Raw genomic sequence first — 22031 nt, forward strand, 5'->3', positions numbered from 1 at the left:
AGTCGGTGGGGATGTCGGGGGGTGAGAGGAAGATGGTCTACTTGGGGTTCGCCGAAAAGGACAACGTGTTCGACCGCTAGAGGGACGCGGACGCCACTGGGGGGCGGCTGGCCGCCCACCCGACCGGATACCTGGCGCACAAGGGCGTACTGGACACGAAGAACGGGTTTCTGTACCTCGCCTACAGCGACAAGGGCGGTCCGTACGACGGCGGCAAGGGCCGGCTGTGGCGGTACGCGACGGCCACCGGCACCTGGACGGACATCAGCCCGGTCGCCGAGGCGGACACCTCCTACGGCTTCAGCGGGCTGACGGTCGACCGCCGGCACCCGTCCACCGTCATGGCGACCGCGTACAGCTCCTGGTGGCCGGACACCCAGCTCTTCCGCTCCACCGACAGCGGTGCCACCTGGACGAAGGCCTGGGACTACACGTCGTATCCGGACCGCTCGAACCGGTACACCATCGACGTGTCCTCCTCGCCCTGGCTCACCTTCGGCGCCGCCCCCTCCCCGCCCGAACAGACCCCGAAACTGGGCTGGATGACGGAGGCCCTGGAGATCGACCCGTTCGACTCCTCCCGGCTGATGTACGGGACGGGCGCCACGCTCTACGGCACCGAGAATCTCGCCGAGTGGGACAGCGGCGGCCGGTTCACGGTGAAGCCGATGGTGCGGGGCCTGGAGGAGACGGCGGTCAACGACCTCGCGGCGCCGCCCTCCGGGGGCGCCCAGCTGTTCAGCGCGCTCGGCGACATCGGCGGCTTCCGGCACACGGACCTCACCAAGGTGCCATCGATGATGTTCACCTCCCCCACCTTCACGACGACCACGAGCCTGGACTTCGCGGAGACGAACCCCGGCACGGTGGTCCGGGTGGGCAACCTGGACTCGGGCCCGCACATCGCGTTCTCCACGGACAACGGCGCCACCTGGTTCGCGGGGACCGATCCCTCGGGTGTCTCGGGCGGCGGCACGGTGGCCGCGGCGGCGGACGGCGGCCGGTTCGTGTGGAGCCCGGACGGCACGGGCGTGCGGTACGCGACGGGCTTCGGCACGTCCTGGTCGGCGTCGAGCGGCATCCCGGCCGGCGCGCTCGTCGAGTCGGACCGCGTCGACCCGAAGACCTTCTACGGCTTCAAGTCCGGGAAGTTCTACGTCAGTACGGACGGCGGCGCGACCTTCACCGCCTCCTCCGCGACGGGCCTGCCCAGCGGGGACAGCGTGCGCTTCAAGGCGCTGCCCGGCACGAAGGGCGACATCTGGCTGGCGGGCGGGGCGACGGACGGCGCGTACGGCCTGTGGCACTCCACGGACGGCGGCACGAGCTTCACCAAGCTGCCGAACGTCGAGCAGGCCGACACGATCGGCTTCGGCAAGGCCGCGACGGGAGCCTCGTACCAGACGCTCTACACCAGCGCGAAGATCGGCGGAGTACGCGGCATCTTCCGCTCCACGGACAAGGGCGCGAACTGGACCCGCGTCAACGACGACGCCCACCAGTGGGGCTGGACGGGCGCGGCGATCACCGGCGACCCGAGGGTGTACGGCCGGGTGTACATCGCGACCAACGGCCGGGGCGTCGTCTACGGCGACACCTCCGACCCGAGCGGCGGCGGTGGCGGCGGGAGCGGTGGCGGTACGACTCCGCCGCCGGCCGGCGCCTGCACGGTGACCTACAAGATCACCAACCAGTGGGCGGACGGCTTCCAGGCGGACGTACGACTGACCAACACCGGCTCGACGGCCTGGAACGGCTGGTCCCTCGGCTGGGCCTTCCCGGACGGCCAGAAGATCACGCAACTGTGGAACGCCGACTTCACCCAGTCGGGTCCGGCGGTGACCGCGAAGAACGTGACCTGGAACGGCACCGTGACGGCGGGCTCGTCGGTCGCCTTCGGCTTCACGGGGAGCTGGTCGGGCACGAACACGAGACCGGCGGCGTTCACCCTGGGCGGCCGGGCCTGCGCGACCGGCTGACCCGTCGGCACTGGTGGAGCGGCGGTTCCCGTGGTGTCCTGGTAATGACGGGAAGGACGCGTCTCAGACGCGGGGAAGCGGCCGGCAGCCGCGCACCGCGCAATCCGGATCCGCGAGAAGCGGGTGACGCCCTTCCCGTCCTGCCGTGCCGGGGCCGCGCGGGTGCCGCCGCCGTGCCGCACCTCGGAGGATGCTCGTCGCGCTGAGACGGACGGGATGCGCGCTCGAATCACCGGGCCCCGGGGAGAGGCGACGCCGGTTTGCGGAAGGCTCGTACGCTGAAGCGCGGGTCGGGGCGCGGGCGGTCCTGGTCGGGGAGTTCGGCCAGGCGGGCGGCGAACTCCTCGGTGCGCGGCTCGCCGGGCGGCAACAGGGTGAACCAGCCGCGGCGCAGGTCGGCGATGGTGGTGCGGGGGCTGCGGCCCTGTCCGGTGCCGCGGAAGGAGCCGTGTCCGGCGGGTCCGAGTCCGTGCCGGGTGGCGTGGGCGGCGACGGTTCCCGCGGCGTCGGCGGCGGGGCGGCGCGGGCGGGCGGCGAGGACGGAATCGATGTCGCTGCCGACGTCATGCGCGGCGGCCTTGTCGACGGTGGTGACGTACACCCCGCCGGGGCGCAGCACGCGGGCGCACTCTCCGACGACCGCGCCCACGTCCCCGGGGCCGTCCAGCAGATGCAGCAGCCAGATGGTGGTGACCGCGTCGAAGGCGCCGTCCGGGAAGGGGAGCCGGCGGCTGTCGGCCCGTACGATCGCGCCGGGCAGCCGGGCCGACGCCCTGCGGACCATGGCGGGGCTGAGGTCCGCGCCGGTCACCCGCAGCCCGGGGCGCGCGGCGGCGAGCCGCCGGGTGACGATCCCGGTGCCGCAGGCGACCTCGAGGAGACGGCCCGGCCCCTCGGGTATCAGACGGAGGACGGCCTGTGCGGCCTCGTGTGCGCGAGCCTCGCCGCCGCGCGAGGTGTCGTAACCGTCGGCTTCCTTGTCGTAGTCGAGCACATCGCTCAGTGTGCCCCGTGACCTGGGGCGATGTCCTCCACCCTGCGGGCGAGAGCGAAGTCCTTCCCGGTGACGGCGCCGCCCGCGCTGTGGGTGTTCACGCTGAGGGAGACGGTGTTGTACCCGAGGGTGAGGTCGGAGTGGTGGTCCAGCTCGTCCTGGATGCCGGCGATGTGCACGACCAGCGCCGCCGCCGCGAAGTGGGAGCCGAGCCGGTAGGAGCGGGTGAGGCGGTCGCCGTCCACCGACCAGCCGGGCAGCTCGGCCAGCCGGTCCTCGATCTCCTTCTGCGACAGCGGTTCGACGGCCATGGCCGGGACTCCCTTCGCTGCGTGCCCCGCGGGGCGTGGCGGTGACGAGTTCAGCCTGCCACGCCGGCGCCGCGCTCGGCGGACCGACGCGGCCCGCGCACGACCCGCTCGTTCCCCCGCGCCCGCTCGACTAGGGTCGGCGGCATGCCTCTCCCCGCGTCGGTCCCCACCGCCTCCGTCGACGTCACCGGCAAGGGCGTCGGCCCGCTGTTGCGCGCCTGGCGGGAGCGGCGGCGGATCTCGCAGCTGGACCTGGCGCTGCGCGCCGACTCCTCCGCGCGGCACATCAGCTTCGTCGAGACCGGCCGGTCCCGGCCCAGCGAGGAGATGGTGCTGCGGCTCGCCGAACAGCTGGACGTGCCGGTGCGGGAGCGCAACGCCCTGCTGCTGGCGGCCGGTTACGCCCCGCGCTACCCGGAGACCCCGCTGGACGACCCGGCGCTGGACGCGCTGCGCGACGGCATGGAGCGGCTCATCCGGGGCTACGAGCCCTACCCCGCGCTGGTGGTCGACGCCGGGTACACGGTCGTCGCCGCGAACCGGGGCATCGCCCTGCTGCTGGAGGGCGTACCGGAGAAGCTGATGGCCCCGGCGCCGAACGCGATGCGGCTGACCCTGCACCCGGAGGGGCTGGCGCCGCGCATCCGGAATCTGCGCGAGTGGCGCGGGCATCTGCTGGCCCAGATGGAGCGGGAGATCGCCCTGCACCGCTCGGACCGGCTCCGCGCCCTGTACGAGGAAGTGGCGGCCTACCCGGTGCCCGAGGAGCCGTCCGGCGGCGAACCGGCCGAGCCGGTGCCGTACTTCGCGCTGCCCCTGCGCATCGAGCACGCCGGCCGGACCCTGTCGTTCGTGTCCTCGATCTCCACGTTCAACACGCCGATGGACGTCACGGTCGCCGAACTCGCCATCGAGACGTTCCTGCCGGCGGACCCGGCGACCGCCAAGTACCTGCACACCCTGGCGGGTTGAACCGGAATCCGGGACGGTTCGTGACCTCGGGCACGTGTGCGAGACGGCAACACGTGCAAGACTGCTCCCCGCGTGGATCGGTGCGCAGGGGAGGGCGTGGCGGTGAGTGAGCGGCGGGCTGCGCCCACCGTGGGCCAGGTGGTGCTGGGCAAACGGTTGCAGGAGCTGCGGGAGGCGGCGGGGCTCAGCCGTGAGGAGGCCGCCCGGGTCCTGCGGGTGGCGTCGGCGACCGTACGGCGGATGGAGATGGCCGAGGTCGCGCTGAAGATCCCCTATGTGCAGGTGCTGGTCACCACCTACGGGGTGCCCGAGGAGGAGGCCGACGCGTTCGTGCGGCTGGCCGAGGAGGCCAACCAGCCGGGCTGGTGGCAGCGGTTCCACGACGTGCTGCCGGACTGGTTCAGCCTGTACGTCAGCCTGGAGGGCGCCGCCCGGATCATCCGCTCCTACGAGCCGCACTTCGTGCCCGGTCTGCTCCAGACCGAGGAGTACGCGCGCGCGGTGCTGGAGGCGGGGACGATCGGGCAGACCTCGCCGGAGACGGTCGAGCGGCATGTGTCACTGCGCATGGAGCGGCAGCGGCTGCTGGAGCGCGACGACCCGCCCCACCTGTGGGTGATCATGGACGAGACGGTGCTCAGGCGCCCGGTGAGCGTGCGGCCCGAGGTGCTGCGGGACCAGCTGGACCGGCTCCTGGAGTACGCCGCGCGGGACCGGGTGACCCTCCAGATCGCCGAGTTCGCGGCGGGCCCCCATCCGGGGACGTACGCGCCGTTCACGCTGTTCCGGTTCGCCGAGCCGGAGCTGCCGGACATGGTGTTCACCGAGTACCTGACCGGCGCCCTCTATCTGGACTCACGCCAGGAGGTGGGCGCGCATCTGGAGGTGCTGGACCACATGACGGCCCGGGCCGCCTCCGCCCAGCGCACGCTGAAGCTGCTGCGGGAGCACCGCGAGAGCCTCTGAGCCCGGCGTGACCCGTACGGGTCTGCGAACAGGTGCGTTCCCGGGGCCGCCCCTAGGTTCGGACCATGGGGTGAACCCAGGGAGCGCACGTGACCGACACGCGGATACGGCCCAGGAAGCCCGGTGGAGGCCGTGGGCCGCGACGGTGTGGTCGTGGCCCGCGCGATCGTCTCCCACCGCATGCCGCCCTGCCCTTACCGACGCGCCCGATGGCCGGGATCGCGACGGTGATGAACCTCGGCGAGGAGCCGAACGCCCGCGGCCTGCGGCCGGGGAGGCCTTGCGCTGGTGTGCGCGGAGAACTTCCCGCCGCCGCGCAGGCGGCGGACGTCCGACGACGCGAAGGAGGCCTGATGCCCTCGGACGCGGTGCTCTACCAGGCGGCCGCCCTGTGCCTGACCTACCCGGACGACGACCTGATCGCCCGGCTGCCGCTACTGCGCGAGGCCGCGCCGCAGCTGCGGGCGTTCACCGACCACGCGGCCGTCACCCCGCAGCGGGAACTGGCCGCCCACTACGTGCGGGTCTTCGACCTCAGGAACCGGCACAGCCTGTACCTGACCTGGTGGCACGACGGCGACATCCGGCGGCGCGGGGTGTCCCTGGTCCGCTTCCAGGACGTCTACCGCCGGTACGGACTGGAATTCAGCGGCGAGGAGCTGCCGGACTTCCTGCCGGCGGTGCTGGAGTTCACCGCGCGGACCGGCGACACCGGCCTGCTGGACGAGTACCGCGACGGCCTGGAGCAGCTGCGTATCCGGCTGACCGACTACGGCACACCGTACGCGGGCGTCCTGGACGCGGTGTGCGCCACCCTGCCGACCGCACACACCGGGGAAAGCCCATGACCGTTCCGCCCGGCAACTGAGCGCACACTCAAGAGCGCTGCCGCGCCCCCTGGGCGGAGGCGCGGCATCCGGGGCGGTACGGGCGTCAGGCCAGCTCGGCCGTCAGCGTGATTGTCGTACCGGTCAGGGCCTGGCTGACCGGGCAGTTCTTCTTGGCGTCCTCGGCGGCGGAACGGAAGCCGTCCGCGTCCACGCCCGGCACCTCGCCACGCACGGTGAGGTGGATGCCGGTGATGCCCTCGCCGGGCTGGAAGGTGACGTCGGCGTTGGTCTCCAGCCGGGTGGGCGGGGTGCCGGCGCCGGCCAGCGCGTGCGAGAGGGCCGTGGAGAAGCAGCTGGAGTGGGCGGCGGCGATCAGCTCCTCGGGGCTGGTCTTGCCGTTCGCGTCCTGGGCGCGCGAGGCCCACGTGACCGGCTGCTGGCCGATGCCGGAGGAGTCGAAGGTGACGATGCCGTTGCCTTCGAGCAGGTTGCCTTCCCAGACGGTGTGCGCGGTGCGCGTCGTTGCCACGATGCTTCCTTTCGCGAGTGTCGCGGTTCCGGGGTTCCCGGATGTCCCTATCCGATCACATCCGGGCTCATCGCACTCCGAAGACCGGCCCACGCGGCGTGAACGGCAGGTGACGAAGACGGGCCGGACGGTGGCGAGCCCGAGGAGGAGTTCGGGGACGCCGGCACGGCGACTCGAACAGTGGGGATGTACGGCGGTGCGGGCGCAGCCGGATCTCAGGCGGCCCGCTCCTCCTCCACCTCCGGGGTGAGCGGCACCTGGGGCCCGTCCAGCTCGCTCAGCCAGCGGCGGAGCACGCGGTGGATGTGCTCGGCGCCGGTCAGCTCCTCCCCGTCCTCGGCCGGTGGGGACAGCTCGCGCGGGGAGAGCAGGAACGGGTGGGACTGGGCGCCGCCGAGCCCGCCGTGGGAGCCGATCTGTTCCTCGAAGGCGAGGACTTCGCCGTCGGCGGGGTCGTGTGCGGAGTTCACCATGATGTCGGCGGTGTGCGGGAAGGAGTGGGTGCGGCGGACGGCGTCGGCGGCGCCGGGGCCGAAGCCGGCCAGCGGGCCGGGCTCGTCGTCCAGCTCGGCCAGCGGGATCTCGGCACCGTAGGCGCCGAGGACGACGCCGCCGTGCTCCTCGCTGCGCACCAGCAGGAAGCCGATGCCGGGGTGGTTGGCGAGGGTGGTGAGCAGGGCGGGGTGGCGGGCGTCGATCTCTTCCTTGGTCATGCGGTGCGGGACGTCCGGGAAGGAGATGAGGCCGAGGTTGCCGGAGGCCAGCACGATCGGCTCGGACCGGCGGGAGGGGCGGTGGTGCTCGTCCTTCTCCTCCACCGGCCGGCGCAGGGCGGCGCGGACGGCGGCGCGGGCCTCGGCGCCGCTGCGGGTGCGCCCGGCCCGGCGCGGGACGGGCAGTCCGCAGCCGGCCCGGACCAGGTCGCCGAGGGTCAGGCCGTACCGGGCGCGGAACGTTTCGCCGGGACTCTGCCCGTGGTCGGAGAGGACGACGATCCGGTAGGGGCGCGGGGCGTGTTCGGCGACGCGTTGGAGAAGGGCGAGGGACCGGTCGAGGCGTTGCAGGACCTTCTCGGCGTCCCGGCTGCACGGTCCGGAGTGGTGGGCGACCTCGTCATAGGCGACGAGGTCGGCGTAGACGGCGGTGCGGCCCGCGAGCATGTCGCCCATGACCGCGGCGACGACGACGTCCCGTTCGACGACGGTGGCGAAGGCGCGGACGAACGGGTAGAGGCCGCCCCGGCCGACGCGCGGGCGCTGCCCCCGCAGCCGGGCGCGGGTGGACTGGCCGATCTCGCGGGCCACCTCGGCGACGAACGACAGGGCGGTGCGGACGGCGTTCGCCGGATCGCAGAAGTAGGCGAAGTAGCCGGCGCGGGAACGGTTCGCCGGGCTGCGGCGGCGGGCGGCGATCGACAGGACGAGGGCCTGTTCGCCGGCGCCGCCGCTGAACAGGTTGCCCCGGCTGGCGCCGTCGACGGTGAGCAGTCCGCCGTCGCCGGTGTGCAGGATGGCTCGGCGCTGCAACTCGGCGGCGCTCGTCGGCCGGTTGCAGACCATCACCTCACCCCGGTCCTTCTCGTACCAGCGGAACGCCGGCACGTCGAACGTACTGCCGTGCAGGATGCCGAGCTGACTGGCGCCGGTCTGGCTGGACCAGTCGGTGCGCCAGGGGGTGAGGCGGCCGTCGCCGCCGGACAGCCAGCGGCCCACCGTCGGCATCAGCCCCTTGCGCACCGCGTCGACCAGGACGTCATGGCCGACGCCGTCGAGCTGCACACACAGCAGTCCGGGCGCGGTGGGGCAGGGCGGACGGGCCCGGCGGCTGCGGGTGGCGAGGCGGTGCAGACGGCGCCGGTAGGTCTCGTCGTCGCGTACGGCGAGGGCCGCGCCGGTGGCGGAGGCGACGGCGGACATCACGGCGGCCACGATGACGGCGGTCTCGGGGGCGGCCTCGCCGCGCCCGGACGGATTGACGCGCAGGGCGAGCAGCAGCAGGGAACCGTTGAGGAAGAAGACCAGCAGGCCGAGGACGAGGGCCGGGACGAGCAGCAACAGGCGGACCAGGAGCGGCCAGACCACGGCCGAGAGGATGCCGAAGGCGCCGGCACCGCAGACGGCGGCGACGGCGATACGGGTGACGCTGTCACCGTCGGCGGACTGGAGCTGGAAGTCGGGCAGGATCGCGGCGAGGACCAGCATGGTGACCGTGGAGACGGCCCAAACGGCGACGCTCCGCCCGACCTGACTGGCGATCCGTCGCCACCGCACCCCGCGCACGCCCCGTACACCTCACGTCCCGGCCCTCCCCCACCCTGCGGCCGGGGGGCCTCCTCTCGCTTCGCCGGCCCCGATCGAGCCCGGCTCCACCTTGTCACACGGCCGCCGCGCGTCCGGGCGGGCCACCGGGAGCGGAACGGGGACAGGGACGGGGTCACCGTCCGTCGTAGCCGGCCGTCGGCATCGACAGCCGCCGGTGCACCCGTGCCTTCATCTGCGCGTCGTACGCCGGCTCGGCCCGCCCCACCGTCTCCACACGCACGCCCCGGCGCGCGCACTCGGCGGTGAACTCCTCCACCGACGACAGGGCCCGGCGCAGCACCCGGAGGCTGGGCGCGACGAACACGTCCACCCCGGGCCGCACCCCGTCCCAGAGCGCGCAGTGGTCGAAACGCAGTCCGCCGACGAGAAGTTCCCGGGCGACCACATAGCCGCGCTCGGCGGCCCAGCGGGCGCACATCGCGTGCTGGCTGCGCGAGTCCACCAGGAAGGGGTCGGCCTCCAGCTCCTCCAGGGGTGTCAGGCTGGCGATGGCGGTGACCCGCACGGTCGTGAGCGCCCCGAAGGCACCCCGCAGCTGTCCCATGGCGTCCCCCTCACCTCCGGGTTTCGCCGCCGACCCTACTCCTGCCCGTAGGCTTCGGGGAGTCGCGTGAAGGGGGCGAAGAAGGTGCCGGTGGAGATCACCTGGTGGGGTCACGCCACCTGTGCGCTGGAGGATGCGAACGTACGCCTGCTGACCGACCCTCTGTTCGCCCGCCGGCTGGCGCATCTGCGGCGCCGCCGGGGTGCCGTGCCGCCCGCCGAGGCCCGTCGCGCCGACGTGGCGCTGGTCTCCCATCTGCACGCCGACCATCTGCACCTGCCGTCGCTGGCCTGCCTCGACCCGGGCACGCGCCTGCTCGTGCCCCGGGGCGCACCACGGGCGGTACCCGGTTTGCGCCGGCTGCGACAGCTGCGGATCACCGAGGTGGTGCCCGGGGACGAGGTACGGATCGGCGACCTGCTGGTGCGTGTCGTGCCGGCGCTGCACGACGGGCGGCGGCTGCCGGTGGGCCCACGCCGCTCACCCGCGCTGGGCTACGTCATCGAGGGCGAGGCGCGGACCTACTTCGCCGGGGACACCGGGCTGTTCGACGACATGGCCGAGCGGGTCGGGCCGGTGGACGTGGCGCTGCTGCCGGTGGGCGGCTGGGGGCCGTATCTCGGGGAGGGACATCTGGACGCGGGACGCGCGGCGCGGGCACTGGCCCTACTGGCCCCGCGGGTGGCGGTGCCGGTGCACTACGGGACGTACTGGCCGGTCGGCATGGACGCGGTGCGCCCGCACGAGTTCCACGCGCCGGGCGACGAGTTCGTGCGGCTGGCGGCGGTGGCCGCGCCGCGGGTGGCGGTGCACAAGCTGGGGCACGGGGAGAGCGTGCGGCTGGAGGTCGCGCGGTGACGTGGCTCGCGGACGCGTCGCGGGCCGTGACGCCCGAGTCCACGCAGCAAGTGGTGGGCTATCCGTCGTTGTTCCTGCTGGTGCTGATCGGGGCGCTGGTGCCGGTGGTGCCGACGGGCGCGCTGGTGAGTTCGGCGGCGGTGGTGGCGTTCCATCAGACGGCGCCGTTCTCGCTGGCGCTGGTGTTCGTGACGGCGTCGCTGGCCGCGTTCCTGGGGGACGCGGCGCTGTACTGGCTGGGGCGGCGCGGGATGCGGTCGAAGAACGGGTCGCGGTGGCTGGAGGCGATCCGGTCACGGGCCCCGGAGGAACGGCTCGCGCAGGCACGGGAGAAGCTGACCGAGCACGGGGTGGCGGTGCTGGTGCTGTCCCGGCTGGTGCCGGCCGGGCGAATACCGGTGATGCTGGCTTGTCTGATGGCGGAGTGGCCGCTCAGGCGGTTCGCCCGGGGGAACGTGGCCGCGTGTCTGGCCTGGGCAGCCACGTATCAGGTGATCGGGATCTTGGGGGGTTCGTTGTTCGCCGAACCGTGGGAGGGGGTCGTGGTGGCGGTGGTGCTGACCGTCGTCATCAGCGTGGTGCCCGGTGTGTGGCGGCGGGTTCGGGCTGCCGGATGAGGTCTCGTCGCGGGGTGCGGGTGCGTGGGGGCTGCTCGCGCCGTTCCCCGCGCCCCTGGTAGGGCGCTTCAGTCCAGCACTCTTGAAGCTCCCACCGGCAGATCCCACAGGTCCTCGCGCTCCAGCCCCGCCTTCTCCCAGGCCGTGCGCACTCGCGTGAGCGGTTCCAGGACCGGTTCCGCCGAGAGGATGAAGGTGGCCCAGTGCATGGGGGCCATGCGGCGGGCGCCCAGGTCGAGGGTGGCCCGGACCGCTTCCTCCGGGTCGCAGTGGACGTCGCTGAGCCACCAGCGGGGGTCGTAGGCGCCGATGGGCATCAGGGCGAGGTCGATGCCGGGGTAGCGGCGGCCGATACGGGAGAACCAGTGGCCGTAACCGGTGTCGCCGGCGAAGTAGAGGCGCTGTCCGTCGGCGTCGGTGAGGACCCAGCCGCCCCACAGGCTGTGGCAGGTGTCGGTGAGGGTGCGCTTGGACCAGTGGTGGGCGGGGACGAAGTCGAAGCGGACCCCGGACAGTTCGGCGCCCTCCCACCAGTCGAGTTCGGTGACGCGGGTGAACCGGCGGCGGCGGAACCAGCGGCCGAGGCCGGCGGGCGCGAACACCGGGGTGTCGCGCGGGAGCAGGCGCAGGGTCGGGGCGTCCAGGTGGTCGTAGTGGTTGTGGCTGATGACGACGGCGTCGACGCGGGGCAGGTCCTCCCAGGGCACGCCCACGGGGGTGATGCGGGCCGGGGTGCCGAGGATGCGGCGGGACCAGACGGGGTCGGTGAGGACGGTCAGGCCGCCGATACGGACGATCCAGCTGGCGTGTCCCGCCCAGGTGACGGCGAGGGTGCGGGTGTCGACGCGGGGCAGCGGGGCCGGTGCGTAGGGCAGGCGGGGGATGTCGGCGAGGCCTTCGGGACCGGGGCGCACGGCGCCTTCGCGGGCGAAGCGGGCCAGGGCCTTCAGGCCGGGCAGCGGGGCGGTGAGCCGGTCGTGGAACGTGCGTGGCCAGACGCGGTGTTCGCCGAGCGGGCGGGGCTCGGCCAACGGCGGGAAAGGGGGCGCGAGGGGGGTCGGCGTGCCGGGTTCGTCGGCTGCCGTGGTCGTCGTCGTGGCCGGGCCGGGCTCATGCGTCTGCTGCGTCATCGAGGAGGCTCCCATCGCTGAGCGTCGTCGCGGAGATCGTCGAAGGCCGACCTCAAGGAGATCAACGCGCCTTGCACGTGTGGCAGTTCCAACGGTTCGGGTGACGTGAGGCATTCCGTGCGTTCCTCGTCCGTCGCGCCCAGCAGGGGCCCGGTGGAGAGCCGGACGCGCAGCGCTCCGAGGTCGTCGCCGAAGCGGTGGCCGCCGGGCGCGGGCATGCCGAGCCGTGCGGTGAGGAGGTCCTCCAGTTCCTGTGCGTCGCCGACGCCTTGGGCGGCGAGCGGTTCGCGCAGCGGGCCGAGATCGACGTACAGGTGGCGGCCGGCCTGCGGGGGCAGGGCGAGTGCGCCGGCGGCGACGACGGCGGCGTGCGCGGCGGCGGCCACGCGCGCGTGCAGCCGTACGGTGGCCTCGCGGCGTTCGATGACGGGCGGGGGTTCGTCGAGGGCGTAGCCGGCGGCCGCCGCGACCGGTGTCGGGAGGCGGGCGCCGAGCGCGGTGAGGATGTCGAGCACGCGCGCGTGGAGATGCCGTCCGCTGTCGGTGGCCGGGAAGCGGGCGACGGCTGCGGGCCAGCCGGGCGGCAGCAGGGAGCCGGCAAGGTCGGTGACGACGGTGACCTGGTCGGGCCACATCTCGGCGGGGCTGAGCAGGACGGTGTCGTGCGGGGCGTGCAGGGTGTCCCGCCAGGTCTCGTCGCTGACCAGGTGCAGGCCCTCGGCGGTGGCGGCCTCGACGGTCTCGTGCAGCAGTTCGGGCGGCGTGACAGTCGCGGTGGGGTCGTCGGCGACGGACAGCACCAGCAGCCGGGGGTCACCGCCCTCGGCGCGGACCCGGCGGACGGTCTCCAGCAGGGCGTACGGGTCGGGTACGCCGCCGCCCTCGGCCGGGGTCGGCACATGGAAGGCGGGCCGGCCGAGGATGCGGGCGTACGGGGCCCACCAGGCGGGGCAGGGCCGGGGCACGAGGACGTCCGCGCCGTCGCCGGCGAGCGCGGCGGTCAGGGCGAGCAGCAGGGCGGGGGCGCCGGGTCCGGCGGCCACCTGGTCGGGGGCGCAGGGCAGGCCGCGCCGGGTCCAGTAGCCGCAGGCCGCCTCCAGCAGGGCGGGGCTGCCGCCGACGGGCTGGGCGTCGGCGCGGTTCGCGGCGGCGGCGAGTACGGCGGAGAGTTCGGGGAGCACGGGCAGGCCGTCGCCGGGGAGCGGCGGGCCGTAGCGGACGGGGCCGTGGCCTTCTCCGGGGTCCGTCCGCCGCATGTCCGCCTCCGCGCAGTCCGTGGTGCCGTCGTGCCGCCCGCTCCGGGCCGTGCCGTCCTCGTGGGCTGCTGTGCCGTCCGCGTGTGCTCTGTGAGTCGTGGACCTCTGTGGTCCGGTGTCTGTCTCGCCGTCCGTGTCGTGGTCGTCGTCCGTGTCGGTGTCGTGTCCCGGGCCGGTGTCGTGTCCCGGGGCCGGTTGTGCGGCGGGCGGTTGTCGGTGGGACCCTCGGCGGTGCCCTCGGGAAGGTGTGTACCCGCCGGACGGCCCTCCATGGGCGGCGCCGGGAGTTGCCCGGATCACATCCCCGCGGGTCCGCCTCGCCAGAACCGCCGGTGGCCGCACAGCCGGTAGACGGCGCCCGCGCACGCGGCGGCGATGAAGGCTGCACCGGCGGCCAGGGCCGGGACCGAGTCGTTGAAGGTGCCGCCCTGTCCCGCGTCCACGCCGTGCTGGACGCCGGCCGACGCGCAATCGTCGGAGCCGTGGGACTCGCGGCAGGTCCGGCCGTCCGAACAGGTCGCCTCCCGGGACTCGGCGCACCCGTGGTCTTCATGGCCGCATGAACCCGCCCCGGCGCCGGCTCCCGCCCCCGCGCACTCCCGCCCGGAACCGTCCTGCCCGGCACTGTCCCGCCCGGCGGAGTCCTTGCCCGAGCTGTCCCGCCCGGTCGAATCCTTGCCTGTGCTGTCCCGCCCGGCGGAGTCCTTGCCCGCCGAGTCCTTGCCTGTGCTGTCCTGCCCGGCGGAGTCCTTCCCGGTGTTTTGCCGTCCACCGCTGTCCTGGCCGACCCCGTCCCGCCCGGCTCCCGTCCCGGCACCGTCCTGGCCGGCACCGTCCGGTCCGGTCACCTGACCGGGCCCCACCTCCCCCGCACCGACCCACCCGGCACCGTCCTGCTCGAGATCGTCCTGCGCGAGACCGCCCTGCCCTGGACCGTCCTGCCCGACGCCGTCCCGCCCGGCGCCCAGCCCGGTCCCGGCGCCCAGGTCCCCGACGACGTCCCGTCCGGGGACGCCCCCGGTGCCCTCCCGCCCGGCGTTCTGCCGGCTGTCCTGGCCGCACGGCTTGCCGTCCGCGCAGGCGGTGGCCGGCGCCGTGGGGGCCTCGCCGCTCCGGGTGACGGGGTGGCCGCCGGTCAAGGGCGCACCCGGGGCCCCGGAGGCGGACGGACAGGGACCGACGGCGCTCCGGGCGGAGCCGGGGCCGGTGCCCAGGGGGCCGCTCTCGGTCTTGTCACCGGCGGTGCCAGAGCTGGCGCCCAAGAAGTCGCTCTCGGTCCTGTCGCCAGCGGTGCCAGGGCCGACGCCCGAGGGGCCGCTCTCGCTCTTGCCGCCGACGGCGCCAGGGCCTACGCCCAAGGGGCCGCTCTCGCTCTTGCCGCCGGTGGCGGAGTGGGCGGTGACCCGGTCGAGGTGCGCGGTGCCGTCCGGGAAGGACGGGGCGGCGAGGGTGATCGGCGCCGGTCCGCCGGCGGGGTCGCAGGACGTGTGGGCGGTCAGGATGCCGGAGGCGGAGGCGGGGCCGGTGAGGGCGAGCACGGCACCGGCGGCGAGGGCGGCGGACAGGGCGCGGGCGGTGCGGCGCATGGGAGGGGCTCCTCGGCGGACGGCGGCGGGACGGCCGGGCGCCGGTACGCGGTGCGGCGTACACCGGCGTACCGGTCGCGCGCGGTGTGGTCGTCGTACAGGGCGTCGGCGACACCGTGCGCGAAGGCGACACCGTGCGGTGCCCGGGTACGGAGGGGCACGGGTCGTGCCCTCGCTGCCATGACAGCCCGCGGGTGGCCGCACCGCGCGCGGCCGGAGCCCATTCGCGGGACAGGCGGGGCCAGGCGGGTGACAGTGCGGCCGACGGCACCCAGGAGGCGCCGAGAGCCCGGACGCGCGCGGCCTCACGAGGTTTTCCGCCCCCCGCGCAGGTGACTCGGTATGCGCTGACCGGATCGTCCGCTTCGCACTGCACCGGGAGGTCTCTCCATGAGCACCAAGGTCTCGGACCACATCCTCGAGCGCCTGCGCGCGTGGGGGGTGGAACAGGTTTTCGGCTATCCGGGTGACGGCATCAACGGGCTGCTCGCCGCCTGGGGCCGCGCCGAGGACCAACCGCGGTTCATCCAGTCCCGGCACGAGGAGATGTCCGCCTTCGAGGCGGTCGGGTACGCGAAGTTCAGCGGCCGGATCGGGGTGTGCGCGGCGACGTCGGGGCCGGGCGCCATCCATCTGCTCAACGGCCTGTACGACGCGAAGCTGGACCATGTGCCGGTGCTGGCGATCGTCGGCCAGACCAACCGGACGGCGATGGGCGGTTCGTACCAGCAGGAGGTCGACCTGCACACGCTGTACAAGGACGTCGCCTCGGAGTTCGTGGAGACGGTGACGGTGCCGGAGCAGCTGCCCAACGTGCTGGACCGGGCGATCCGGACGGCGTACGCCCGGCGCTGCCCGACCGCGCTGATCATCCCGGGTGATGTGCAGGAGCTGGACTACTCGCCGCCCACGCACGAGTTCAAGATGGTGCCGTCCAGCCTGGGGATGAGTGACTACACGGCGACCCCGACGGACGAGGCGCTGCGCCGGGCGGCGGACGTGCTGAACGCGGGCGACAAGGTGGCGATCCTGATCGGTCAGGGCGCCGCGAGTGCGGTCGCGGAGGTCCGGGAGGTCGCCGAGCTGCTCGGCGCGGGGGTGGCGAAGGCGCTGCTCGGCAAGGACGTGCTGAGCGACGAGCTGCCGTACGTCACCGGGCCGATCGGGCTGCTGGGCAGCCGGCCGTCGTACGAGCTGATGCGGGACTGCGACACGCTGCTGACGATCGGCTCGTCGTTCCCGTACACGCAGTTCATGCCGGACTTCGGCAAGGCGCGCGGGGTGCAGATCGACATCGACCCGCACATGATCGGCATGCGCTATCCGTACGAGGTGAACCTGGTCGGTGACGCCCAGGCCACGCTGCGGCGGCTGATCCCGCTGCTGAAGGCGGAGGGGCGCGGGCGCGAGTGGTACGACACGGTGTGCGCGAACGTGAAGCGCTGGCACGAGACGATGGAGCGGCGGGCCGGGCTGTCGGCCGACCCGATCAACCCGGAGTACGTGGCCCGGGCGCTCGATCCGCTGCTGCCGGACAACGCGATCCTCACCTCGGACTCCGGTTCGGTCGCCAACTGGTACGCGCGGCACATCACGATGCGGCCGGGCATGCGCGGTTCGCTGTCCGGGACGCTGGCGACGATGGGCCCGGGGGTGCCCTACGCGATCGGGGCGAAGTTCGCGCATCCGGACCGGCCGGTGTTCGCGCTGGTCGGGGACGGGGCGATGCAGATGAACGGCCTGGCGGAGATGATCACGGCGGCGAAGTACCGGGACCGCTGGTCGGATCCGCGGCTTGTCGTGGCCGTGTGGAACAACCAGGACCTGAACCAGGTGACGTGGGAGATGCGGGCCATGGAGGGCGCCCCGTCGTTCCTGCCGTCGCAGGCGATCCCGGATGTGCAGTACGCGGCGTTCGCCCGGACGCTCGGTCTGACCGGCATCCGGGTGGAGAAGCCGGAGGACGTGGAGGCGGGCTGGCGGGCCGCCCTGGAGGCCGACGGGCCGGCGGTGGTCGAGTTCCTCACCGACCCCGCCGTACCGCCGATCCCGCCGCACGCCACCTGGGAGCAGATGGAGGCCACGGCCGCGTCGATCCTCAAGGGCGACGCCGACCGGGGCTCGGTGGTCAAGCACGGGCTGAAGGCGAAGATGCAGGAGTTCCTGCCGGGCCGGACGAAGCAGTAGCCCGAGCGGTGGCCGGGCGGCACGCATCCGTGTCGGACGTGCGGTACCGGGTACGCGGTGCGGACCTTCGACCCTCTGGAGGGAGACATGCAGCGAGGCAGTGACCGGCTGAGCGTCCACCGGGACGACGAGATGAAACACGAACTGAAGGGTCTGCTCCGGTCCGGCCATCCCACGCGCGTCGAGGAGTGGCACGACCCGGAGCCGGCCGCAGACGACGATCCGGAGGTGTGGAGCGGACCGGTGGGCGGTCTGGGGTCTCCGGCGTCGCTGGAGCGGACCCGGCTGGAGCTGGCCCGGCACCTGAGCCGGCACGCCTTCCCCGCGAAGCCGGGCGAGCTGGCCCGGGCGCTGCGCCGGGGCAACGCGCCCGGCGGGCTGGTCGACGCGGTGGCCGCGCTGCCGCACGGCGGCCGGTACGAGAACGCGCAGCAGCTGGCCGAGGCCGTGGTGGGCGGCGCATGAGTCAGGACCAGGCGGCCGACATCGCGCGCGGCACCACGGTCGACGTGGGGGACGCCACCACGCGGTTTCTGCTGTACGGGCTGCTGCCCGGCTGGTTCGTGCCGGGGCTCGCCGACTGGGCGATGCACCGGCGGACCCGGATCGAGGACACGGCGGGGACGAAGGAGTCCCTGATCCATTCGTTGATGATGGCCGAGGTGGGTCTGCCCATCGCGCTCACCCTGCGCTACGAGGTCAATCCGCTGCTGCTGTCCGTGCAGCTGGGCGCGGCGGCGGTGCACGAGGCGACGGCGCTGTGGGACGTGCGGACCGCCGTCCACAGCGACCGTGAGGTCAAGCCGGTCGAGCAGCACATCCACAGTTTTCTGGAGTCGCTGCCGTTCGGCGGGCTGACCTCGCTGATGTGCCTGCACGCCGATCAGGTGCGGTCGCTGCTGCGCGGCGGGCGCGGCGATCCGGACGCCTGGCGTCTGGTGCCGCGCCGGCGCCCGCTGTCGCCCGGCTATCTGGCGGGCATCGGCCTCGCGATCGGCGTGTGCGTGCTGCTGCCGTACGGCGAGGAGCTGGTGCGCTGCCGGCGGGCGGCCCGGGCGAGGAAGCGCCGGGCCCGGGCCCACCGGGCCACGCTGCGGAGAGTGAAAGGAAGCTGAGGATCATGCGTATCGCGTTTCTGGTGGCACCCGAGGGCGTCGAGCAGGTCGAGCTGACCGAGCCGTGGCAGGCGGCCTCCGGTGCCGGGCACGAGCCGGTGCTGGTGTCGACCCAGTCCGGGAAGATCCAGGCGTTCAACCATCTGGACAAGGCGGACACGTTTCCCGTCGACGAGGTGGTGGGTGAGTCGTCGGCCGGGTCGTTCGGTGGACTGGTCCTGCCGGGCGGGGTGGCCAACCCGGACTTCCTGCGGATGGACGAGAAGGCCGTCGCGTTCGTGAAGGACTTCTTCGAGCAGGGCCGTCCGGTCGCCGCGATCTGCCACGCGCCGTGGACGCTGGTGGAGGCGGACGTCGTACGCGGCCGGGTGCTGACCTCCTGGCCGAGTCTGCGCACGGACATCCAGAACGCCGGCGGCACCTGGGTGGACGAGCAGGTGAAGATCTGCGACCACGGCTCCAACCAGCTGGTGACCAGCCGCAAGCCGGACGACCTGAAGGCGTTCTGCGACGCGTTCCTGCACGTGTTCGCCGGCGAGGCCGGCTGACCGGACCCGGGAGGTGAGGGGCCGGCCCGTCAAGGGCCGGCCCATTTCGGGTGGGCGCCCTCTCGTCGTGAGGTGGGCGCCTTCTCGTCGTGAGAGGGTGTCCTTTTCCGTGGGTGGCGTCAGGTGCCGGTCGTGCCCGGAGTCGCCGCCTCGCCGCAGCCGCGCTCACGGGCGCCCTCGCGGGTGCGGGCCGCGCTCACCAGGCGGCGGGGGTTGCGGCGCAGATACTCGCCCTCCAGCTGCGCCATGCGCTCGTTGTGGGCCCGCAGTGCGTCGTTCGAGCCGTACAGGAGAGTGTCGTGGCGCGTGCGGTGGATCGTCTCCAGCTCCTTCATGAGCTGTTGGTCGTCCAGCCGGCTGGGGTCGACTCCGGTCATGGTGGTGCCCCGCTCGTCGTGTTCGTTCATGGGCTTCGGGTACCCGCCTGGCATGCACTGCCCCCGAGCGATTTCCGGGAGGAATCCATGGAGCTCGCGTTCCTGAGTCCACTGTACGAACATCCGGGGTCCTGGGCCTCCGCATACGTCGACCTGTCCCAGCACGACGAGGACATGCAGCACCGGCGGCATCTGACGGCGGAGGCGGTGGCCCGGCAGCTGCGTGAGCAGGGCGCCGACGAGGCCACCTGCCGGGCGGTGTACGACGCCGTGGACGCGCTGCGGCACAGCACGGAGCCCTACGGGCGGGCCGTCTTCGCCCGGAACGGCGAGGTGGTGCTCCAGGTGCCGCTGACCCAGGCACCGCCGCACGGTCTGGTGCACTGGGGCACGCTGCCGCACGTCACGCCGCTGCTGGACCTGGCCGGGGAGGACCCGGTGTCGCTGGTGGCGTACATCGACCGCACCGGTGCCGACTTCGAGCTGCGCAGTGCGGTGCTCCAGGAGGAGGCCGGGCATGTCACGGGCAGCCGGCAGTGGCCGATGCACCGGGCGAAGGCGTCCGACTGGTCCGAGCGGCACTTCCAGCTGAAGGTGGAGAACACCTGGGAGTACAACGCGCGGGAGATGGCCGAGGCGCTCGCGGCCTGCCAGGCCGAGACCGGGGCGGACCTGCTGGTCCTGTGCGGGGAGGAGCGCGAGTGCCGGTCGGTGCACGAGCAGCTGCCCCAGCAGCTGCGGGACCGGGCGGTGGAGGCCGCGCACGGCATCGGCAGCAGGCTGCTGCCGCAGGAGGTGGAGGACATCCGGGCCCGGCACGTGCGGGAGCGCGTCCTGGCCGAGGTGGACCGGTACCGGGCCGCCCGGACGCCCGACGAGGAGCGGCGGGCCGCGGCGATCGAGGGTGTGCCGCAGCTGATCGAGGCGGCGCGCGAGCACCGGCTGGCCGAGCTGCTGATCCGCCCGGACGCGCCGGACACGCACCGCGAGGTGTGGATCGGCGAGGACCCGGACCAGTTGGCGGTCCGCCGTACGGAGCTGAAGAGCATCGGCGAGCAGCACGCCTGGCCGGCCCGCGCCGATGACGCGTTGGTGCGGGCGGCCGTGGTGACGGACGCGCCGGTCCTCTCGCTGACGCCGGTGCTGGAGGAGGCCGGCGACGAGGTCGCGGCGGGCGGCATGGGCGCGCTGCTGCGCTGGAAGTGACGGCGGCGGTCGGCGGGCCGGCCGAGCGGCGCGGTGGACGGGTTCGCGCTACCGGGCCCGCTCCACCCGCCGTTCGTCCCACACCGGTTCCGGTGTCTCGCGGACCCGGCCGTCGGAGCCGAAGACCAGGAAGCGGTCGAAGGAGCGGGCGAACCAGCGGTCGTGGGTGACCGCGAGGACCGTGCCCTGGAAGGCCTCCAGCCCCTCCTGGAGGGCCTCGGCCGACTCCAGGTCGAGGTTGTCGGTGGGCTCGTCCAGGAGCAGCGCGGTGGCGCCGGCCAGCTCCAGCAGCAGGATCTGGAAGCGCGCCTGCTGGCCGCCGGAGAGCCGGTCGAAACTCTGTTCGGCCTGCTGGGTGAGTTCGTAGCGGCGCAGCCGGGACATCGCGGCGCCCCGGTCCTGGGCGTGCTCCTTCCAGAGGATGTCGAGGAGGGCGCGGCCCTGGAGTTCGGGGTGGGCATGGGTCTGGGCGAAGTGGCCGGGCACCACCCGGGCGCCCAGCTTCCACTGCCCCGTGTGGGCGACGTCCTCGCCGGCGAGCAGCCTGAGGAAGTGCGACTTGCCTGAGCCGTTGGAGCCGAGGACGGCGACCCGTTCGCCGTAGAAGACCTCGAGGTCGAACGGCTTCATCAGGCCGGTCAGCTCGAGTCCCACGCAGGTGACGGCTCGTACGCCGGTACGGCCGCCCTTCAGCCGCATGGTGATGTCCTGCTCGCGGGGCGGCTCCGGCGGCGGGCCGGCCTCCTCGAACTTGCGCAGACGGGTCTGCGCCGCCTGGTAGCGGGAGGCCATCTCGTGGCTGACGGCGGCGGCCTGGCGGAGCGTCAGGACGAGCTTCTTCAGCTGGGCGTGCTTCTCGTCCCAGCGGCGGCGCAACTCCTCGAAGCGGGCGAAGCGTTCGCGGCGGGCCTCGTGGTAGGTGGCGAAGCCGCCACCGTGCACCCAGGCGTCGGCACCGGCCGGCCCCGGTTCGACGGAGACGATCTTCTCGGGGGCGCGGGCGAGGAGTTCGCGGTCGTGGGAGACGAACAGGACCGTCTTACGGGTCTCCTTGAGCTGTTCCTCCAGCCACCGCTTGCCGGGCACGTCGAGGTAGTTGTCCGGCTCGTCCAGCAGCAGCACCTCGTCGGTGCCGCGCAGCAGCGCCTCCAGCACGAGCCGCTTCTGCTCACCGCCGGAGAGGGTGCGCACCTGCCGCCACTGGGCGCGCTCGTACGGCACGCCGAGCGCGGCGGTGGTGCACATGTCCCACAGGGTCTCGGCCTCGTAGCCGCGCACCTCGGCCCAGTCGGAGAGGGCCTGCGCGTACCGCAACTGGGCCGCCTCGTCGTCGACGGTCATGATGGCGTGCTCCGCCTCGTCGACCGCCTTCGCCGCCTCGCGGATGCGGGGCGGGGCGACGGAGACGAGCAGGTCGCGTACGGTCGTCTCGTCCCGTACGGAGCCGACGAACTGGCGCATCACGCCGAGCCCGCCGCCGACGGTGACCGTGCCGCCGTGCGGTTTCAGCTCCCCGGAGATCAGCCGCAGCAAGGTGGTCTTGCCGGCGCCGTTCGGGCCGACCAGGGCCACGACGGCCCCTTCACCGACCCGGAAGGACACATCGCCGAGCAGCGCCCTCCCGTCGGGGAGGTAGTACTCCAGGTGCGCGGCTTCCAGATGTCCCATGGTCAGGCATTCTCCGAGCCGGCCCACGCCCAGGGCA

The 22031-nt window shown here is 73.4% G+C and carries 20 protein-coding genes and 1 pseudogene; 11 read left to right on the top strand and 10 right to left on the bottom strand.

The annotated features are described in order from the left end of the window. A pseudogene (locus ACZ4WH_RS35145) lies at positions 1–1979 on the top strand (cellulose binding domain-containing protein); the annotation flags it as partial. 229 nt (positions 1980–2208) lie between these two features. On the opposite strand, the gene ACZ4WH_RS35150 reads toward ACZ4WH_RS35145, so the two are convergent. Both ACZ4WH_RS35150 and ACZ4WH_RS35155 read right to left on the bottom strand, forming a co-directional pair. After that, positions 2209–2973 carry a class I SAM-dependent methyltransferase gene (locus ACZ4WH_RS35150; RefSeq protein ID WP_468188484.1) on the bottom strand — a complete coding sequence of 255 codons (765 nt, stop codon included), beginning with the start codon at positions 2971–2973 and terminating at the stop codon, positions 2209–2211. A 5-nt stretch (positions 2974–2978) separates the two neighbouring features. Next, positions 2979–3284 carry a 4a-hydroxytetrahydrobiopterin dehydratase gene (locus ACZ4WH_RS35155; RefSeq protein ID WP_208035455.1) on the bottom strand — a complete coding sequence of 102 codons (306 nt, stop codon included), beginning with the start codon at positions 3282–3284 and terminating at the stop codon, positions 2979–2981. A 144-nt stretch (positions 3285–3428) separates the two neighbouring features. On the opposite strand from ACZ4WH_RS35155, the gene ACZ4WH_RS35160 reads away from it, so the two are divergent. From ACZ4WH_RS35160 to narJ, 3 genes are all read left to right on the top strand, one after another. Next, on the top strand, positions 3429–4256 hold the full coding sequence (locus tag ACZ4WH_RS35160; protein ID WP_468188486.1) for a helix-turn-helix domain-containing protein: 828 nt from the start codon (positions 3429–3431) through the stop codon (positions 4254–4256). Between the two features lie 102 nt (positions 4257–4358). Beyond that, positions 4359–5222: a helix-turn-helix domain-containing protein gene (locus ACZ4WH_RS35165; RefSeq protein WP_468188488.1), complete on the top strand. Its 864-nt coding sequence runs from the start codon at positions 4359–4361 to the stop codon at positions 5220–5222. A 353-nt stretch (positions 5223–5575) separates the two neighbouring features. Continuing rightward, positions 5576–6070 carry a nitrate reductase molybdenum cofactor assembly chaperone gene (gene narJ / locus ACZ4WH_RS35170; protein ID WP_468188490.1) on the top strand — a complete coding sequence of 165 codons (495 nt, stop codon included), beginning with the start codon at positions 5576–5578 and terminating at the stop codon, positions 6068–6070. A gap of 85 nt (positions 6071–6155) precedes the next feature. Here narJ and ACZ4WH_RS35175 read toward each other — a convergent pair whose 3' ends face one another. From ACZ4WH_RS35175 to ACZ4WH_RS35185, 3 genes are all read right to left on the bottom strand, one after another. Then, complete coding sequence (locus tag ACZ4WH_RS35175; RefSeq protein ID WP_468188492.1) at positions 6156–6581, bottom strand: OsmC family protein; 426 nt, start codon at positions 6579–6581, stop codon at positions 6156–6158. 215 nt (positions 6582–6796) lie between these two features. Beyond that, the gene (locus ACZ4WH_RS35180) at positions 6797–8860 is read right to left on the bottom strand and encodes a phage holin family protein (RefSeq protein WP_468188494.1); all 2064 of its coding nucleotides are present in this window, start codon (positions 8858–8860) and stop codon (positions 6797–6799) included. Positions 8861–9014: 154 nt separating this feature from the next. Continuing rightward, entirely contained in the window at positions 9015–9446 is a 432-nt protein-coding gene (locus tag ACZ4WH_RS35185) for a hypothetical protein (RefSeq protein ID WP_189305696.1), read from the bottom strand. Between the two features lie 84 nt (positions 9447–9530). Here ACZ4WH_RS35185 and ACZ4WH_RS35190 point away from each other — a divergent pair, with 84 nt between their 5' ends. Together ACZ4WH_RS35190 and ACZ4WH_RS35195 are read left to right on the top strand one after the other, a co-directional pair. Further along, entirely contained in the window at positions 9531–10304 is a 774-nt protein-coding gene (locus ACZ4WH_RS35190; protein ID WP_468188582.1) for an MBL fold metallo-hydrolase, read from the top strand. Beyond that, on the top strand, positions 10301–10921 hold the full coding sequence (locus ACZ4WH_RS35195) for a DedA family protein (RefSeq protein ID WP_468188496.1): 621 nt from the start codon (positions 10301–10303) through the stop codon (positions 10919–10921). The genes ACZ4WH_RS35190 and ACZ4WH_RS35195 overlap by 4 nt, the downstream gene beginning before the upstream one ends. A 68-nt stretch (positions 10922–10989) precedes the next feature. On the opposite strand, the gene ACZ4WH_RS35200 is transcribed toward ACZ4WH_RS35195, so the two are convergent. The 3 genes from ACZ4WH_RS35200 to ACZ4WH_RS35210 all read right to left on the bottom strand — a co-directional run bounded on the left by ACZ4WH_RS35200 (position 10990) and on the right by ACZ4WH_RS35210 (position 14893). After that, a complete protein-coding gene (locus ACZ4WH_RS35200) occupies positions 10990–12051 on the bottom strand; it encodes an MBL fold metallo-hydrolase (RefSeq protein ID WP_468188498.1) in 1062 nt (353 codons plus the stop codon). After that, positions 12048–13307, bottom strand: coding sequence for an aminotransferase class I/II-fold pyridoxal phosphate-dependent enzyme (locus ACZ4WH_RS35205; RefSeq protein WP_468188500.1), 1260 nt, complete (start codon positions 13305–13307; stop codon positions 12048–12050). Before ACZ4WH_RS35205 ends, ACZ4WH_RS35200 begins: the two co-directional genes overlap by 4 nt. Before the next feature lie 296 nt (positions 13308–13603). Continuing rightward, positions 13604–14893 carry a hypothetical protein gene (locus ACZ4WH_RS35210; protein ID WP_468188502.1) on the bottom strand — a complete coding sequence of 430 codons (1290 nt, stop codon included), beginning with the start codon at positions 14891–14893 and terminating at the stop codon, positions 13604–13606. A 390-nt stretch (positions 14894–15283) separates the two neighbouring features. Between ACZ4WH_RS35210 and ACZ4WH_RS35215 the strand changes: the two genes are divergently transcribed. From ACZ4WH_RS35215 to ACZ4WH_RS35230, 4 genes are all read left to right on the top strand, one after another. Continuing rightward, positions 15284–17080, top strand: coding sequence for a thiamine pyrophosphate-requiring protein (locus ACZ4WH_RS35215; protein WP_468188504.1), 1797 nt, complete (start codon positions 15284–15286; stop codon positions 17078–17080). An 87-nt stretch (positions 17081–17167) separates the two neighbouring features. Beyond that, on the top strand, positions 17168–17545 hold the full coding sequence (locus ACZ4WH_RS35220; RefSeq protein ID WP_468188505.1) for a DUF2795 domain-containing protein: 378 nt from the start codon (positions 17168–17170) through the stop codon (positions 17543–17545). Then, on the top strand, positions 17542–18195 hold the full coding sequence (locus tag ACZ4WH_RS35225; protein WP_468188507.1) for a diguanylate cyclase: 654 nt from the start codon (positions 17542–17544) through the stop codon (positions 18193–18195). The genes ACZ4WH_RS35220 and ACZ4WH_RS35225 overlap by 4 nt, the downstream gene beginning before the upstream one ends. Before the next feature lie 5 nt (positions 18196–18200). After that, complete coding sequence (locus tag ACZ4WH_RS35230; RefSeq protein WP_468188509.1) at positions 18201–18743, top strand: type 1 glutamine amidotransferase domain-containing protein; 543 nt, start codon at positions 18201–18203, stop codon at positions 18741–18743. A 119-nt stretch (positions 18744–18862) separates the two neighbouring features. On the opposite strand, the gene ACZ4WH_RS35235 is transcribed toward ACZ4WH_RS35230, so the two are convergent. Next, complete coding sequence (locus ACZ4WH_RS35235) at positions 18863–19150, bottom strand: DUF6158 family protein (RefSeq protein WP_103813381.1); 288 nt, start codon at positions 19148–19150, stop codon at positions 18863–18865. Positions 19151–19207: 57 nt separating this feature from the next. Here ACZ4WH_RS35235 and ACZ4WH_RS35240 point away from each other — a divergent pair, with 57 nt between their 5' ends. Then, on the top strand, positions 19208–20326 hold the full coding sequence (locus tag ACZ4WH_RS35240) for a baeRF2 domain-containing protein (protein ID WP_468188511.1): 1119 nt from the start codon (positions 19208–19210) through the stop codon (positions 20324–20326). Between the two features lie 48 nt (positions 20327–20374). Here the strand turns inward: ACZ4WH_RS35240 and ACZ4WH_RS35245 are convergent, their stop codons facing one another. Further along, on the bottom strand, positions 20375–21994 hold the full coding sequence (locus tag ACZ4WH_RS35245; protein WP_468188513.1) for an ATP-binding cassette domain-containing protein: 1620 nt from the start codon (positions 21992–21994) through the stop codon (positions 20375–20377). Positions 21995–22031 lie beyond the last annotated feature (37 nt).

The organism is Streptomyces sp. NPDC029138, from assembly GCF_055564375.1.

Bases quoted from the DNA above. Each gene is read 5' to 3' on its own strand.
- ACZ4WH_RS35155 (WP_208035455.1), bottom strand. From the start codon at position 3,284: ATGGCCGTCGAACCGCTGTCGCAGAAGGAGATCGAGGACCGGCTGGCC.
- ACZ4WH_RS35160 (WP_468188486.1), top strand. From the start codon at position 3,429: ATGCCTCTCCCCGCGTCGGTCCCCACCGCCTCCGTCGACGTCACCGGC.
- narJ (WP_468188490.1), top strand. From the start codon at position 5,576: ATGCCCTCGGACGCGGTGCTCTACCAGGCGGCCGCCCTGTGCCTGACC.
- ACZ4WH_RS35185 (WP_189305696.1), bottom strand. From the start codon at position 9,446: ATGGGACAGCTGCGGGGTGCCTTCGGGGCGCTCACGACCGTGCGGGTC.
- ACZ4WH_RS35200 (WP_468188498.1), bottom strand. From the start codon at position 12,051: ATGACGCAGCAGACGCATGAGCCCGGCCCGGCCACGACGACGACCACG.
- ACZ4WH_RS35205 (WP_468188500.1), bottom strand. From the start codon at position 13,307: ATGCGGCGGACGGACCCCGGAGAAGGCCACGGCCCCGTCCGCTACGGC.
- ACZ4WH_RS35210 (WP_468188502.1), bottom strand. From the start codon at position 14,893: ATGCGCCGCACCGCCCGCGCCCTGTCCGCCGCCCTCGCCGCCGGTGCC.
- ACZ4WH_RS35215 (WP_468188504.1), top strand. From the start codon at position 15,284: ATGAGCACCAAGGTCTCGGACCACATCCTCGAGCGCCTGCGCGCGTGG.
- ACZ4WH_RS35220 (WP_468188505.1), top strand. From the start codon at position 17,168: ATGCAGCGAGGCAGTGACCGGCTGAGCGTCCACCGGGACGACGAGATG.
- ACZ4WH_RS35225 (WP_468188507.1), top strand. From the start codon at position 17,542: ATGAGTCAGGACCAGGCGGCCGACATCGCGCGCGGCACCACGGTCGAC.
- ACZ4WH_RS35230 (WP_468188509.1), top strand. From the start codon at position 18,201: ATGCGTATCGCGTTTCTGGTGGCACCCGAGGGCGTCGAGCAGGTCGAG.
- ACZ4WH_RS35235 (WP_103813381.1), bottom strand. From the start codon at position 19,150: ATGAACGAACACGACGAGCGGGGCACCACCATGACCGGAGTCGACCCC.
- ACZ4WH_RS35240 (WP_468188511.1), top strand. From the start codon at position 19,208: ATGGAGCTCGCGTTCCTGAGTCCACTGTACGAACATCCGGGGTCCTGG.
- ACZ4WH_RS35245 (WP_468188513.1), bottom strand. From the start codon at position 21,994: ATGGGACATCTGGAAGCCGCGCACCTGGAGTACTACCTCCCCGACGGG.